The organism is Chryseobacterium ginsengisoli (assembly GCF_039542325.1).
GTDB lineage: Bacteria > Bacteroidota > Bacteroidia > Flavobacteriales > Weeksellaceae > Chryseobacterium > Chryseobacterium ginsengisoli.
This window is the reverse complement of the sequence record NZ_BAABHX010000007.1, coordinates 180,919-196,505: the sequence shown is the minus strand read 5'-3', so window position 1 is coordinate 196,505 and position 15,587 is coordinate 180,919. Positions and strand designations below refer to the sequence as shown.

General features: G+C 33.8%; 16 protein-coding genes. 9 read left to right on the top strand and 7 right to left on the bottom strand.

The annotated features are described in order from the left end of the window. Positions 1 to 15: 15 nt before the first annotated feature. Positions 16 to 1,266, top strand: a complete 1,251-nt coding sequence (locus ABD940_RS18885) for an NAD(P)/FAD-dependent oxidoreductase (RefSeq protein WP_345207397.1) — start codon at positions 16 to 18, stop codon at positions 1,264 to 1,266. Between the two features lie 50 nt (positions 1,267 to 1,316). Here ABD940_RS18885 and ABD940_RS18880 read toward each other — a convergent pair whose 3' ends face one another. The 4 genes from ABD940_RS18880 to ABD940_RS18865 form a co-directional block, all read right to left on the bottom strand. Further along, entirely contained in the window at positions 1,317 to 1,919 is a 603-nt protein-coding gene (locus tag ABD940_RS18880; protein ID WP_345207395.1) for a hypothetical protein, read from the bottom strand. Positions 1,920 to 1,954: 35 nt separating this feature from the next. Then, complete coding sequence (locus tag ABD940_RS18875; protein WP_345207393.1) at positions 1,955 to 2,554, bottom strand: hypothetical protein; 600 nt, start codon at positions 2,552 to 2,554, stop codon at positions 1,955 to 1,957. A 17-nt stretch (positions 2,555 to 2,571) separates the two neighbouring features. Continuing rightward, a complete protein-coding gene (gene flxY, locus ABD940_RS18870; protein WP_345207390.1) occupies positions 2,572 to 3,864 on the bottom strand; it encodes a flexirubin biosynthesis putative acyl-CoA ligase FlxY in 1,293 nt (430 codons plus the stop codon). A 156-nt stretch (positions 3,865 to 4,020) separates the two neighbouring features. Further along, positions 4,021 to 5,700 carry a M23 family metallopeptidase gene (locus tag ABD940_RS18865; protein WP_345207388.1) on the bottom strand — a complete coding sequence of 560 codons (1,680 nt, stop codon included), beginning with the start codon at positions 5,698 to 5,700 and terminating at the stop codon, positions 4,021 to 4,023. A 447-nt stretch (positions 5,701 to 6,147) separates the two neighbouring features. On the opposite strand from ABD940_RS18865, the gene ileS reads away from it, so the two are divergent. From ileS to ABD940_RS18825, 8 genes are all read left to right on the top strand, one after another. Beyond that, positions 6,148 to 9,543: an isoleucine--tRNA ligase gene (gene ileS / locus ABD940_RS18860; protein ID WP_345207387.1), complete on the top strand. Its 3,396-nt coding sequence runs from the start codon at positions 6,148 to 6,150 to the stop codon at positions 9,541 to 9,543. Positions 9,544 to 9,602: 59 nt separating this feature from the next. Then, positions 9,603 to 9,983: a TraR/DksA family transcriptional regulator gene (locus ABD940_RS18855; protein ID WP_027373061.1), complete on the top strand. Its 381-nt coding sequence runs from the start codon at positions 9,603 to 9,605 to the stop codon at positions 9,981 to 9,983. 83 nt (positions 9,984 to 10,066) lie between these two features. Further along, entirely contained in the window at positions 10,067 to 10,312 is a 246-nt protein-coding gene (locus ABD940_RS18850; protein WP_345207383.1) for a DUF6576 domain-containing protein, read from the top strand. A gap of 19 nt (positions 10,313 to 10,331) precedes the next feature. Then, the gene (locus tag ABD940_RS18845) at positions 10,332 to 10,526 is read left to right on the top strand and encodes a DUF2683 family protein (protein WP_047398649.1); all 195 of its coding nucleotides are present in this window, start codon (positions 10,332 to 10,334) and stop codon (positions 10,524 to 10,526) included. Next, positions 10,526 to 11,164, top strand: coding sequence for a lipoprotein signal peptidase (locus ABD940_RS18840; protein WP_345207381.1), 639 nt, complete (start codon positions 10,526 to 10,528; stop codon positions 11,162 to 11,164). The genes ABD940_RS18845 and ABD940_RS18840 overlap by 1 nt, the downstream gene beginning before the upstream one ends. A 15-nt stretch (positions 11,165 to 11,179) precedes the next feature. Beyond that, a complete protein-coding gene (locus ABD940_RS18835) occupies positions 11,180 to 11,824 on the top strand; it encodes a SanA/YdcF family protein (protein ID WP_345207379.1) in 645 nt (214 codons plus the stop codon). A gap of 112 nt (positions 11,825 to 11,936) precedes the next feature. Further along, a complete protein-coding gene (trpS, locus tag ABD940_RS18830; RefSeq protein WP_345207377.1) occupies positions 11,937 to 12,905 on the top strand; it encodes a tryptophan--tRNA ligase in 969 nt (322 codons plus the stop codon). An 81-nt stretch (positions 12,906 to 12,986) separates the two neighbouring features. Further along, a complete protein-coding gene (locus ABD940_RS18825; RefSeq protein WP_345207375.1) occupies positions 12,987 to 13,352 on the top strand; it encodes a hypothetical protein in 366 nt (121 codons plus the stop codon). Here the strand turns inward: ABD940_RS18825 and ABD940_RS18820 are convergent. The 3 genes from ABD940_RS18820 to ABD940_RS18810 all read right to left on the bottom strand — a co-directional run bounded on the left by ABD940_RS18820 (position 13,336) and on the right by ABD940_RS18810 (position 15,516). Further along, entirely contained in the window at positions 13,336 to 14,031 is a 696-nt protein-coding gene (locus ABD940_RS18820) for a YjjG family noncanonical pyrimidine nucleotidase (RefSeq protein WP_345207373.1), read from the bottom strand. The two genes, ABD940_RS18825 and ABD940_RS18820, sit on opposite strands and share 17 nt — an antisense overlap. A 204-nt stretch (positions 14,032 to 14,235) precedes the next feature. Next, positions 14,236 to 14,826 carry an RNA polymerase sigma factor gene (locus tag ABD940_RS18815; protein ID WP_345207371.1) on the bottom strand — a complete coding sequence of 197 codons (591 nt, stop codon included), beginning with the start codon at positions 14,824 to 14,826 and terminating at the stop codon, positions 14,236 to 14,238. Between the two features lie 198 nt (positions 14,827 to 15,024). Continuing rightward, positions 15,025 to 15,516 (bottom strand): hypothetical protein, encoded by a 492-nt coding sequence (locus ABD940_RS18810; RefSeq protein WP_345207369.1) that lies wholly within the window; start codon positions 15,514 to 15,516, stop codon positions 15,025 to 15,027. Between the last annotated feature and the right edge of the window lie 71 nt (positions 15,517 to 15,587).

Genomic DNA, 15,587 nt, shown 5'->3' with positions numbered 1-15,587 from the left:
AATAAAAAATCAAAGATGAGCAAAGAATTTGTTGACGTGCTCGTAATCGGAGCTGGACCTTCCGGATGCGTATCTTCTTCATACTTAAAGAACAACAATATCAACGTAAAAGTTGTCGAAAAAACAAAATTTCCAAGATTGGTTGTGGGCGAAAGCCTTATTCCTAGAGTGATGGATCATTTCGACGAAGCGGGATTGTTTCCGGCTTTAGATAAAATGGGCTTTGAAAAGAAACTGGGCGCGCGTTTTTTACGAGGCGATGAGGTCTGCATTTTTGATTTCAGCGATAAATTCGGGGAAGGCTGGGACTGGACTTGGCAGGTTCCGAGAGCTGATTTTGATAATACTTTGGCTCAGGAAGTGATTAATAAAGGTATCGACCTGGAATTTGAAACGGAAGTGATCGGAATTGAGTTCAACGGAACAGATTCTATCACAACGGTAAAAAATAAAGACGGCGAAACGAAGGAAATTCATGCAAAATTTGTGATCGATTCCAGCGGTTACGGAAGAGTTTTACCGAGACTTTTAGATTTGGAAAAACCTTCAAAATTATCTCCGCATTCTGCCATTTTTGCTCACGTAGAAGACATCAACAGAGAAGAAGGAACGGAAGGAACATTGATTTCTTTTGATATTATTGAAACTGAAGTCTGGCTTTGGGTAATTCCTTTTTCGAATGGAAATACGAGTGTAGGAATTGTTGGTCCAACTGAATATATTGATAAACTTTCTGAAAACGGAGATCCTGCGGAAGCATTGAGAAAGGCGATTTCTCTTTCGGATTATTATGTAAAGCGTTTCGGAGATGTAGATTTTCTTTTTGAACCGAGACATTTGAAAGATTATTCTTGTTCAGTAAAAAAATTATACGGAGACGGATTTGCGCTGACAGGAAATGCTTCGGAATTCCTTGATCCTGTTTTTTCGTCAGGAATGGCTTTTGCAACAGAAGGTGGAATGACTGCAGCGAAATTGGCTTTAAGACAATTAAATGGCGAAACAATCGACTGGCAAACAGAATTCGCTGATTATATTCTTTATGGTGTTGATGTTTTTACAACATACGTAAAAGAATGGTACACCGGAAATCTACAGGAATTATTTTTCCATCAACCTGAAAATCCTGATGTAAAAAGAAAAATCTGTGCGGTTTTGGCGGGATATGTCTGGAATAAAGAAAATCCTTTCGTGAAAAAGCATGATACAGTAATTAAAAATCTTGCGAACCTCATCAAAATGGAGAAACAGCAAGAGCAACAATAAAAAACGGTCTGAGATTTTCAGACCGTTTTTGTTTTTATTTTATACAAATATTATTTTACCACTTTTTCAATTTTCTGAGCAAGTGTTTTTCCTGTTTTAGCAAAACCCTCTCCTACTCTGGTTTCATTATTAAAATTACTTCCCCACTGATCTCCGGGAGCTTCCAGACTTTCAATATCACACAATACTTTTTTAGAACCTGATTCTACAAAAGTAAGCTGAGTATTCACTTTTGCAGGCTGCTTCATAATTCCGGCGTCCCAACCCGGGTAAACCCATTTAACTTTAACAATCAAAGTATATGGACTTTTAGCATTTTCCTGTAATTTGGTGTTAATTTCTTCTTTTGAAAGAACTTTATTAAATATCGTAATGAATTTAGGATTCCAAAGTTCTTCTTTACTTCGCTCCCACTGTTTTTTCCAGATATCACCGCTTCCTTCTGTTTTTTTATTCAGTTCTTCCATTCTTTTGGGAATATATTGCGCTTCCGTATAGTTTTCTTTCAGCAATTTCATATCTGAATAATCAAACACAACGTTTACGATTTCGGTTCCTTTTAAGAATTTGAGATCCCCGCTTTGAATCTTAAACTTCTGAGCCATTGCAACCGCTGATACAGCAAAAAGCATCAACAAAAATAATTTTTTCATGTTTTATAATTTTATTTTAAATGTTTAAAAGATTTTTATTTTTTAGTATAATGATCTACTTTTTGAGCAAGCATTTTTGAAGTTTTCGCATAACACTCCGCAATCCTGTCGTTATTATTTGGAATTCCGATGACGTTGTCACCCGTTGCTTTGATTCCTTCAACAACCATTAAAATATTGTTAGGATTATCGGTTTCTACAAAAGTCATTCGAGTATTTAATTGCGCAGGATCATTCATTATTCCGCCAAACCATCCTTGATAAATCCAGGTTGGCTCAACAATTAATGTATATTTTGTTTTTTCGAAATTGATAGATGCTTCAATTTTGGTATTTTTGTTCCATGAAGCTAGGAATTTATCCTGAAAAGTTTTAGATTTCGAATATTCCCAATCATTTTTCCATTTTTCTGCTTCCTCTTTTCCACCTGTTTTTTCAATATCTGCCATTCTTTCAGCGATATATTGCTCTTCGGTAATTTTCTTTTTAGCAAAAGTCACTCCCTCAAATTTGAAAACAACTTTAATGAATTTTTGATCTTTCAAAAAATTATAATCTCCGGAAACAACCCTCACTCTTTGCGCCATCAAGCATGATGAAAGAGCTATTAAAAATAGAAATAATGTTTTTTTCATGTTTTTTTATTAGTTTTTTACCTTAAATCTGTAAATGTAATCGGCTTTCTGCTGTTGGGATTAAATACAACTTTAGACAAAATATCAAATTCAATCAATTCAATTTTCGGACTTACCCTCAATTTTGCACGAAAATGATCTCTCACTTCGTTTACAAAGTTTTCGGAGTCGCTGTTTGTGCTTATTTTAATGATAATTTCATCCAAACCAATTTCATTCGACTGAATAACGATCTGATAGCATAAAATATTATTGAAATCATTTAAAATATCATTCATCGCCGGTGGATACAAGGTTGTTCCCTTGTATTTAATCATCTGCTGTTTTCGTCCGATCACAGGACCTAACCTCATCGTATTTCGTCCACATTCACAAGGTTCGTAATGTGCTTTTACAATATCTCCGGTTTTGAATCTCAATAAAGGAAGAGCTTCTACTCCTAAAGTTGTGATCGTTAATTCTCCACTTTCACCTTCTTTAACCACATTTCCATCATCATTGAGAATTTCTGTGATGATTAATTCAGGATGCTGATGCCCTCCGATTTGATGCTCACATTCTGTAAATGCCGTGCTCATTTCTGTGGAAGCGTAGGTTGAAAATAATTTAATATCCCACTTTTCTTTAATCTTTTGAGATAAAATATTATCTGTAAAATCCTGATTTTTGATGCTTTCTCCGATACAAACCGCTCCATAAACACTGGAATTTTTATAATCTATTCCATGTTTTTCTGCATAATCGATCATTTTTAACAAAAACGATGGAACGGTAATCAAATATTTTGGTTTGTATCTGAAAATTGAGTCCCATTGAAGTTCAGGAATTCCGGGCCCCATTCTGACAACGCTTGCTCCCATTTTTCTTAAACCTAAAAAATAGGCAAGTCCAGCCATGAATCTTTTATCAATCGTTGTGATCATCTGTACAACATCGCCTTTTTGGATTCCAGCACACACAAAAGAAATCGCTTCGTTATAAGCAAGTCTTTCTAAATCGTTGTCTGATAACCCGAAAGTTACGGGATCACCCAACGTTCCTGAAGTTGTACTGTAATCCACAATTTTATCGAGAGTAATACAGAAAAAGTCATCATTATTCTGCTGAATATCATTTTTTGCCGTTGTCGGGATTTTCGGTAAATCTTCTAGCGTCTGAATATCAGCAATATTGATATTATTTTCTTTGAATAATCTTTGATAAAAAGGTGAATTGTTTTCAAGATAAGTCAGAAGCTCCTGAAGTTTTTGCTCCTGAAACTTTTTTATTTCCTGAATATCTGATTTTTCGATTGATGGATAGAATTCCAATGGTTTTTATTTTTAAAGGACAAATTTATTTAATTAAAATTAAAAGATCGGATTATTAAATTTTTCTCCCACAGATTTACACAAATTTTCACAGATGATTGTGTTATAATTTGTGTTTATTCGTGAAAACATTTGTGTCATTTGTGTTTAATAAAATTATCTTGAAAAACTAAAAGTCTGCGTATTTGCATTTCCAGCCGTATTGATGGTTGTCACTTTCAATGTATAAGAACCAGAACCTTTCGGGCATTTTTCGTCAAAAATGTAAACAAAATCATCTTTGACACGAGAAAAAAGAAGCCATTTTCCATCTAGCTCTGCACGGAAAGATTCAATATCACCTATTTTTGTTGTTCCTTTTAATCGTAAAGAAGCAACTGTGACAATTGCCCCTTCTTTCCAACTTGGAGAAACTGAAGGTAAAGAATTATCTACTAACAATCTTGCCGTTCCTAATCTATTGAATTGTCCTTCCGCCCAATCACCATCCCATTTTGCTTTGATGATATTTTTATCGCTTCCGTAATTGAGTTCTATGACTGTATTATCTTTTTCTTCGTTCGATAATTTTCTATTTGTTTTAATCTTTAAACTATAATAATCATGAATCGGAATGCATGGACTATTTAAAACAATTGAATTTGAAACCGCTTCTGCATCAGGTTTTTCATACATAATGAAATTTACAGCATCATAAACTGCATTTTTGCTTAAATTGATTTCTGCATTTTCTGTTTTAATTGTTTTTGATTCGTTTGGAGAAACTGTTTTATTGTTTGATGAAATTTTTTCCGATGAATTATTAAGCTGAACTTTTGTGGTCAATCGGCTTGTATTTCCGTTGACATCTTTTAAAATAATTTCAATATTGTGAATTTCATTATCCGGAAGATTGATCATTCCATCCGAGCCGGAACTGTAATTTTGAAGTTTCATTCCCGGCAAATTTGATAAATGCTGAATGCTCATTTTATCTTTGACGAACTTTGTATAATCAACACAACCATTGATATATCGAGTGTCATTGTAATGTATTTTGTCGATTTTAAAACTGTAAACTGATTTTCCATCCATCAATAATTCTGCATCATAAATTCCAAGATTAAAACCTTGATTGGCTTTATCTACAGCTTTTACCGCAAAGCTTATTTGAGGAGAATTTACCTGAATAACTTTTGAGGTATAAGCATTCCCAACTTTTTTGACAGCAATTCCATTCGCTCCCGGCTCATAAGTACTGAAACGTCGGTCGTACCAATACAAGCCACTAATAATTGGAGCAATATTATCCGGAATATTAAAACCGAAAAGCAAAGGATTGATACATTCTTCTGTCTTTGTATCCCTGATTTCAAAATGCAAATGCGGACCTGCCGAACCTCCTGTATTTCCGCTCAAAGCAATCAACTGTCCTTTCGTCACAGGAAATTGTTTTGGTGAAAAAGAAATATCCTGTTCCCACTTTTCGTCTTTGTATTGTTTTTCTTTTACGAATTCATCAAGTTTATCAAAATATTTATTCAAATGTGCATAAACTGTCGTGTAACCATTTGGATGAGTAACATAAACTGCATTTCCAAAACCGTATCGTTCTATTTTTATTCGACTAACATATCCATCCGCAGCAGCAACGACAGGTAAATTTTCCTGACTGTTGGTTCGGATATCCAAACCCATGTGGAAATGATTGGAACGAACCGCTCCGAAATTGGCAGCCAGATTAATGGGAATATTTAAAGGGTTGCGAAAATAGCCTTGCGGATAATTATTTTGGGCAAAAATTGCAATATAGTTGACAAAACAAAAAAGAATTATCAATCGGGAAAAGGCTTTCATACAAATGGTTTTAAGTGTTATTTTAAAATTACGAAAATTTTGTTTTATTTACCACAGATTTTCACAGATGATTACGTTAAAAAATCTGCGTAATCTGTTCAAATCTGCTAGAGATTATTTTAAGTTTTGGTTAAAACCAAATTCAAAGTCATCAATTTGAAAGCGGACTAAAGTCCACTCCTATTGATAAATATTCTTATAAAATTAATTGTATCCATGTTTAAAATATGCGCAATCATCTGTGAAAATTTGTGCAAATCTGTGGAAAGAAAATGATTCAAAAATCTCACATTTCATCATCCACAATTCACAAAAAATTAATCCCAACATTTATATTTCTGAAACAGAACTTTTTAATTGGAAATATCAAAATAAAACATATATTATAAACCGACAAATTTTAGTAAATTTGCCAACTTAATTAATCATCGATATTGATATATTACAATGAGCCAATTTAAAGAATACAAAAACCTCAACCTTATTGACGTAGCAGAGAATGTAGCGGAATTCTGGAAACAGAACAAAACTTTCAATAAGAGTGTTGAGATTCGTGAGGGGCAACCTGAGTTTGTTTTTTATGAAGGTCCGCCTTCAGCAAACGGTATGCCTGGAATTCACCACGTTATGGCTAGAGCATTAAAGGATATTTTCTGTCGTTATCAAACCCAAAACGGGAAACAAGTTTTCCGTAAAGCGGGTTGGGATACACACGGACTTCCTGTGGAGCTAGGCGTAGAAAAAGAATTAGGAATCACTAAAGAAGATATTGGCAAAAAAATTTCTATTGAAGATTACAACAAAGCGTGTCGTGAAGCGGTAATGCGTTATACAGATGTTTGGAATAACCTTACCGAGAAAATCGGATATTGGGTTGACCTTGAAGATCCGTACATCACGTATAAGTCAAAATACATGGAGACGGTTTGGTGGTTATTGAAGCAACTGTACAACAAAGATTTGCTGTACAAAGGTTACACCATTCAGCCATATTCTCCAAAAGCAGGAACAGGACTTTCTTCTGCTGAATTAAATATGCCCGGAACTTATCACGATGTTTCTGACACAACGGTTGTAGCTCAGTTTAAAGTTAAAAAAGATTCATCTGCTTTATTCAATGATGTTGATGGAGATGTACACATCCTTGCATGGACGACGACTCCATGGACTTTGCCATCCAACACGGCTCTTACAGTAGGTAGAGATATTGAATATGTTTTGGTTAAAACATTCAACCAATATACATTTGAACCGATAGCTGTTGTATTATCCCGTGTTCTTTTACCTAAAGTATTCGGCAAGAAATATACCGAAGGTACAGATGAAGATTTTGCCAACTATACTCCGGAAGCCAAAGTAATTCCATTCAGAATTATAAAAGAATTTACAGGAGAAAAACTTGTTGATACAAGATACGAACAATTAGTCCCTTGGTTTACACCAAATGACAATCCTGAAAACGCTTTCAGAGTAATCTTAGGTGATTTCGTTACGACAGAAGATGGTACAGGTATCGTACATACAGCTCCTACATTTGGTGCTGATGATGCGAGAGTGGCTAAAATGGCTCAGCCTGAGATCCCGCCAATGTTAGTAAAGGATGAAAGTGACAATTTGGTTCCACTGGTAGATCTTCAGGGGAAATTCATCACAGGCGAAAATGTTCCGGAATTATTCTCGGGAAAATATATCAAGAACGAATATTATGATGAAGGCACTGCACCTGAAAAATCTTGGGATGTAGAACTGGCAATTTTATTAAAAACAGAAAATAAAGCCTTCAAAGTAGAGAAATATGTTCACAGTTATCCACACTGTTGGAGAACGGATAAGCCTGTACTATATTATCCTCTGGATTCATGGTTTGTAAAAATGACTGCTGTAAAGGACCGATTGGTAGATTTAAACAAAGAAATCAATTGGAAACCAAAATCAACAGGAGAAGGACGTTTTGCCAACTGGATTGAAAATGTAAACGACTGGAATCTTTCCCGTTCAAGATATTGGGGAATTCCGTTGCCGATCTGGAGAACAGAAGATTTGAAGGAAGAAATCATCATCGGTTCTGTTGAGGAATTGTATAATGAAATCGAAAAATCTGTTGCAGCAGGATTCATGAAAGAAAATCCTTTCAAAGGTTTTGTGATCGGAAATATGTCTGAGCAGAATTATTCTTTGGTTGATCTACATAAAAACATCGTTGACAAAATTGTTTTGGTTTCAGAATCAGGAAAAGCGATGAACCGTGAGAGCGACTTGATAGACGTTTGGTTCGATTCAGGTTCGATGCCTTATGCACAGTTGCATTATCCTTTTGAGAATAAAGAATTAATCGACAATAATAAAGCATTCCCTGCAGACTTCATTGCGGAAGGAGTTGACCAGACTCGCGGTTGGTTTTACACACTTCATGCGATCGGGACATCGGTTTTTGATTCAGTTGCTTATAAAAATGTAATGAGTAACGGACTTGTTTTGGACAAAAACGGTGTGAAAATGTCAAAATCCAAAGGAAATGCAGTTGATCCGTTTGAAACTTTAGCGGTTTACGGACCGGATGCAACACGTTGGTACATGATTTCAAATGCAAATCCTTGGGAAAATCTGAAATTTGATATCGAAGGAATTGACGAAGTAAGAAGAAAGTTCTTCGGAACACTTTACAATACCTATTCATTCTTCTCCTTATATGCGAATGTTGATGGATTCAATTATTCTGAAAAAGAAGTTGAAAACCGTCCGGAAATCGACAGATGGATTTTATCTGAATTAAATTTATTAATTAAAGAAGTAAAAGCATTTTACGAAGATTACGAACCGACAAGAGTTGCAAGAGCGATCAATAGGTTCGTAAACGATAACTTAAGTAACTGGTACGTAAGATTATGCAGAAGACGTTTCTGGAAAGGAGATTATTCAGATGATAAAATTTCTGCTTATCAGACTTTATATACATGTCTTGAAACTGTTGCCAAATTATCCGCTCCAATCGCTCCGTTCTTTATGGATCAGTTGTATCAAGATTTAAATAAAGTGACAGGAAAAGAAAATGCTGAATCTATCCACTTGACGGACTTCCCTGTTGCTGATGAAAGTTTGATAGATCAGGATCTGGTGGAAAAAACGCACTTGGCACAAACAATCACAAGTTTGGTATTATCAATCAGACGTGCAGAAAGTTTAAAAGTAAGACAACCACTTCAAAGAGTATTAATTCCTGTTTTAGACAAGAAAACTGAAGAGCAAATTTCGTCGGTTGCAGAATTAATTAAACAAGAGGTAAACGTTAAAGAAATTCAATTAATCAACGCGGAAGAAGCTTCGCATTTAATTGTAAAACAGATAAAACCGAATTTCAAAGCACTTGGTTCTAAATTAGGAAAAGACATGAAAACGGTCGGAGGAGAGATTACAAATTTTAACGCAGCACAGATTTCACAACTTGAAAAAGAAGGAAAAATAGATATCCAAGGATATGAAATTACACTTGATGATGTGGAGATTTCTACAAAAGACATTCCGGGATGGACAGTAACTTCTGATGGAAAAACAACTGTGGCATTAGATTTGACGCTAACAGAGGAATTAAAATCTGAAGGTATCGCAAGAGAATTCATCAACAGAGTTCAGAACCTGCGAAAAGAGAAGGATTTCGATTTGACAGACAGGATTACTATTTTCCTTGAAGAAAACTCTCCTTTCCTGAATGATATTCAGAAAAATGAAGAATATATTTCATCGGAGGTCTTGTCAAATAAAATAGAAATTGTATCTTCACTCTCAAATTTTAACGAAATCGAAATAGATGAGGTTAATTTTAAGATAAATGTTGAAAAAAATTAACATATAGTTATTGTTTTTCAAATTCCATTTCATAATTTTATTAAAAAAGAGAAAAGACAATGTCAGACGAAAGAGTAAGATACAGTGATGCTGATTTACAAGAGTTTAAGGCTATCATTAAAGACAAAATAGAAAAAGCTGAAAAGGATTTGCAGCTGATTAGAGAGAGTTTTATCAATGACCAGAATAACGGAACCGATGATACTTCACCTACCTTCAAAGCATTTGAAGAAGGTGCCGAAACGTTAAGTAAAGAGCAGAATTCTATTTTAGCAGGAAGACAGGAAAAATTCGTACGTGATCTTAAAAATGCTCTTATAAGAATTGAAAATAAAACTTACGGAGTTTGCAGAGTGACAGGAAAACTGATTCCTAAGGAAAGATTGTTGGCTGTTCCTCATGCTACATTAAGCATCGAAGCGAAAAATATGCAGAAATAACCACTAAGGTTAGTTAAAAATAAATTTGGGTTTATATCGTATTTCATGAAATACTTTATAAACCTAATTTTTAATGTATACCCATGACCGAATTATTAATTTTAGGAATTATCGTTATTGCTGTTTTAGCATTTTTCAACAGAGATTGGATCAAAAACAGATTCTTTCCGGATAACCAGCGAAATTACACGATGGATGATAAATTTAATTCTGATAAACGTGACAGGGAAAAAGAGATTGACGAGCTTTTAAGTAAAATGGGCAAGAACGGTATCAATGATTTATCTGCGCGGGACCGAAAAAGATTGGACGAATTGTCCAAAAAATAAAAAATAAATTAAAATAAAGATGGAGGCATTAATTGTACACCCAAAGAATCAAATGGAGCTGAACGCACTGAAAAGTGTGATGAAAGATATGGGAATTCGTTACGAAAAATTTCATACAAGAGGAGCAAAAACTCAAACTTTCGAGCCACGAACTCCTGCTAAAAAAGAAAATACCGGGAAAAACTTTAAAGACAAACCAAAGACGAACCTGTAATGAAAAAGATATTATTTGTAACCTTTCTTATTTTATTAATTGATCAGGCTTCAAAAATTTACGTAAAAACGCATTTCAATCTGGATGACAGTATTTCTGTTCTTCCAGGGTTTAAATTAACTTTTGTAGAAAATCCGGGAATGGCTTATGGACTTCATTTTGGTGGAGTTATCGGTAAATATTTTCTGGTGATCGTAAGAGTAATTTTAATCGGAGGAATGATCTATCTTTTCAAAAAATGGTTACAAAAAGGCGAATCCAATTATCTTCTGATTCCAATGGCAATGATTTTTGCAGGAGCAATCGGTAATTTGATCGACGGAATGTTTTATGGCTTGATTTTCGACAGCGGAACAGTTTATGATCCAAGTATCGATCGATGGATTGGATATGGCGGAATTTCAAAAATAACATCTTTTGGTCACGGTTATTCTACTTTCATGAGAGGCTGCGTAGTTGATATGCTTCATTTTCCGTTAGTAGACTGGAATGTTCCTAAAGATTTTCCAATTATTGGAGGAAAACATATTGAATTTTTTAAATATATTTTCAATGTTGCAGATTCGGCGATTACAGTAGGTGCAGCTTTATTATTGATTTTCAGAAAAAAAGCTTTCCCGAACGGTCTGGAATTTTAAAGAATATTACACACGATGAAAAAATTAATTAAAAACATTTTTAAAATTTTCCTGCTTCTTCTCGTTGCAGGAATTATTTTTATCGCTTGGGCGAATTACAGTATTAAAAAAGACAGCGAAACCAATGTTTCTTATAATATTGGTGATGTTCCCAAAACAAAAACTGCATTATTGCTTGGAACAGGTAAAAATTTAAGTAACGGACAACCCAACGCTTATTTCTATAACAGAATTCAGGCAACGGTAGATTTGTATAAAAGCGGAAGAATTCAATACATTATTGTAAGCGGCGATAACAGTCAGAAAAATTATAACGAACCGGAAGACATGCAGCTTGCATTAATGGAACACGGAATTCCTAAAGACAAAATTTTCCTTGATTTTGCCGGATTCAGAACTTTGGATTCCGTTGTAAGAGCTAAAGAAATTTTCGGACAAAACAAACTGGTTATTATTTCACAAAAGTTTCATAATGAAAGAGCCGTCTTTTTAGCCAAACAAAACGGAATTGAAGCATACGGTTTCAACGCAGAAGATGTGAATAAATATGCAGGTTTTAAAACGAATATGAGAGAATATCTGGCTAAAGCAAAAGCATATCTGGATTTGATTTTAGGAGTTAAACCTAAATTTGGAGGGGATAAAGTTTTGATTCCTTAGCTTCAATTATAATTATTTAAATCTTTAAAATCAATCGTATAACTTTTATTATACTTTAAATTGATTCTCGTAAATTTGCAATTCATTAATTTTTAAATATAAATTTTAAACAATGTCAAGAATTCTTACCGGCATTCAAGCCACCGGAACACCACACTTGGGAAACTTGTTGGGTGCAATTATTCCTGCGATAGAATTATCGAAACAGGAAGGAAATGAGTCATTTTTATTCATCGCGAATCTTCATTCTCTTACTCAGATAAAAGATGCGAAAGAACTTAAACAGAATACCTACGAGATTGCTGCGGCTTGGCTTGCTTGTGGATTGGATACCGAAAAAACATTTTTTTACAGACAGAGCGACATCCCTGAAACCTGTGAACTTTCTTGGCATTTATCATGTTTTTTTCCTTATCAGAGATTGACTTTAGCGCATTCTTTTAAAGATAAAGCGGACAGATTGCAGGACGTAAATGCAGGTCTATTTACTTATCCTATTTTGATGGCGGCAGATATTTTATTGTATGATGCGGAAATCGTTCCTGTGGGAAAAGACCAGCTTCAGCATTTGGAAATTGCCCGTGATGTAGCTTCAAGATTTAATAATCAGATGGGTGAAGTTTTTGTTTTACCTCAATCTGAACTTCAGGAAAATACAAAATATGTTCCCGGAGTTGACGGACACAAAATGTCTAAATCGAGAGGAAACATCATCAATATTTTCTTACCTGAAAAGGAATTGAAAAAACAAGTAATGAGCATTGAATCGGACTCAAAATCTTTGGAAGAACCAAAAGATCCGGAAACAGATAAGACGTTTGCGATTTATCAATTAATTGCAACTCCAGAACAAACAGAAGAATTGAGAGCAAAGTATTTAGCTGGAAACTTCGGTTACGGTCACGCTAAAAAAGAGCTTTTGGATTTGATTTTAGTAAGATTCGAGAAAGAAAGAGAGCTTTTTTCTTATTACATGAACAACCTTGATGAACTGGAAGCAAAACTTCAGGAAGGGGCTGGAAAAACGAGAGTAATCGCTACAGAGACAATTAAAAGAGTGAGAGAGAGTTTGGGAATTTAATTCTAAATTTTAAACATAAGAAAGCCTTTCGATTTGAAAGGCTTTTATTTTTGTATTTTTACCTTAATGAAAAGTAGTTTTTTGATAATTTTTCTTTTTCTGATTTCATATAATCAGCAAAATCAATATGTCAGTGTAAAGGACGATTTAATTTTTAAGAATAAAAATGAATTATTTTTAAAACACACTATAATTCTCATCAATAGAAATCTAAAAAATGCAGACAAAGTAAGTCGTTATTTTAAGGATGTTTTGTACAAGGATAAAGTTTTTAGCTTAAAAGAATTTATTGATGTACAATCATTTCATAAAGTCAAAAACAATTATAAAGACCGTTTTATTGAAGATGTTTATGAAGACTCTAAATACCAATATATCTTTAGAGATCATCCCGCATCATCGCCTAATATTTTAGTTTATAAAAAACAAATTACAGATATTCTTTAATCTGCAAAAGATGTTTGATTACTTTCAATCCTTCCTCTTCCCTATTTTCATTTAAAACATCAAAGAAAATAACATCCATTCCGAAATTCTTAGCTCCGATAACATCTGCAATCCAATCGTCACCGATCAAAATGCTGTTTTCTTTTATAGCATCAGAAAGACTTAATGAATACTCAAAAATCTCAGGACGAGGTTTTCTTACGCCTACAGAATCTGCGCTTGTAATAGTTTGAAAATACTTGTCGATTCCGGATAAAATACATTTTCTTTCCGTTACTTCTTTGAAGCCGTTGGAAATGATATGCAAAGTATAATTTTTAGCTTTAAGATATTCCAAAATATATTCTGCGCCTTCCACCAATTCATTATGATTAAGGATTTTATCTAAGAAATGTTCTTCAAAATACATCGAAAGTTCTTCGTCATCAACTCCGAAATTATTAAAAGTATCATAGAAACGATGCTTCCTCAAATATTCCTTATCGATGATTCCGTCGCGGATATCTTCCCAAAGTCTTTCATTGATTTCATGATAAACAGAATGGAATTCTTCAAAATCGATATTATATTTTAAATTAATTTCCTCTTTTTCAAAAAGACTTTTAATGGTAAGATAAGCGTTCTTACGGTGATCCCAAAGCGTATTGTCGAGGTCAAAAAAAATGTGCTGAATTTTCATACAGCACAAAATTAATAATTTTAATTTTTGGAAATCGGATAATTCTTGTTCTTGGTTTTAACAATCTCAAGACTCTTCGAAAAATTGAGCAAAAACTCAATTGTTTGTTTCTTAGGTTTCAAAGCTTTCACTTTTAAGGAATCATTTTTTCTCATAGGCGATTAAATGTTTTTCCTTAAAACGAGAATTTTCCGAAATTATTATCTATCTCGTTAAGACAATATTATTTTCTTCCATGATTTTTCTCAGGTTGATCAAAGCATAACGCACTCTTCCCAATGTTGTATTGATACTCATTTCGGTATGATCGGCTATTTCTTTGAAGCTTAGACCATCAAAAAACCGCAATTTAATCACTTCCTGCTGATTTTCTGGCAAAAATTGAAGCATTCTTAAAAGGTCTTCCTGAATCTGGTTGGTCACCAACTGATCTTCAATATTTTCAGAAGGTTCTCTCAACAAATCAAAAATAGAATATTCGTCGGTTTCAAAAGTAGTTTCCGAAACTTTAATATTTTTTGATTTTGCTCTGAAATGGTCGATAATAAGATTATAAGCAATTCTTTTTGCCCAAAGAATGAACTTTCCTTCTTCGTTATAGCGTCCTTCTTTTAGCATCACAATGATTTTCACGAATGTATCCTGAAATACATCATTTGCTAAATCTTCGTCATTAATTTTGTAAAAAATAAATGTAAACAGTTCTCTCTGATGGCGATGAATAAGGGTTGACAACGCCTCTTCGTCTCCTTTCTGGTAAAGGGAAATTAGTAAACTATCCGATTTTGATTTCATAACTTCTTCTCAATAAATATTTTTGCTGACATTCTTTTTTCCAGATATTTTATCTGGGTTCAGCTGTAAATACAAAACAATTCTTCAGAGTAAAGTATAATCTATAGGCGGATACAATTTTTCTATGATGTAAATATAATAAATTTTTAATAACTGTTAAGCAATTATTAATTTTTTACAAGAAAAATTTAAAAAAAATCATTTAAACATGTCGTGAATGAACACAGTAGGGATATTTAGTGTAAAATTTACATTTACACCCTTCAACTCTTTGCCGTTTATTCCGCTATTTCCTATAGGAAAAGCATATCCTCCGGTTACATCAAGGATCCCAAAAATCGTAACTCCAACTTTTGGGGCTACATATTTGTTCGTTCCTTCTGCTCCGACTAGGAAATAATAAGAGTGTGTAAAGTCTACATTTTTTTCAAAATTTAACAAAACATCAGCTGAAACTTTCGGCATAATAGCAAATTTAGAATTCGCAGAACCCATCATTGCTGTAGCTCCCAATCTGTAAATAACATCATCATTTTTAAGGAAAAGCAATTTACCTCCCAATTCTCCGAAACTCTGGTTTTGATAAGTGTAACCAATGGTTATCATTTTATGCATCGTATATTGTGCTTTCGCAAATGTACTAAGGAAAAATATGGAAAGGATTGTAATTGCAAATCTGGCGTGCTTCATTTTCTATGTATTTAAATGTAAAATTAAAAAAAACTGCCTTACCTGAAAGATAAAGCAGTCATTTATTATGT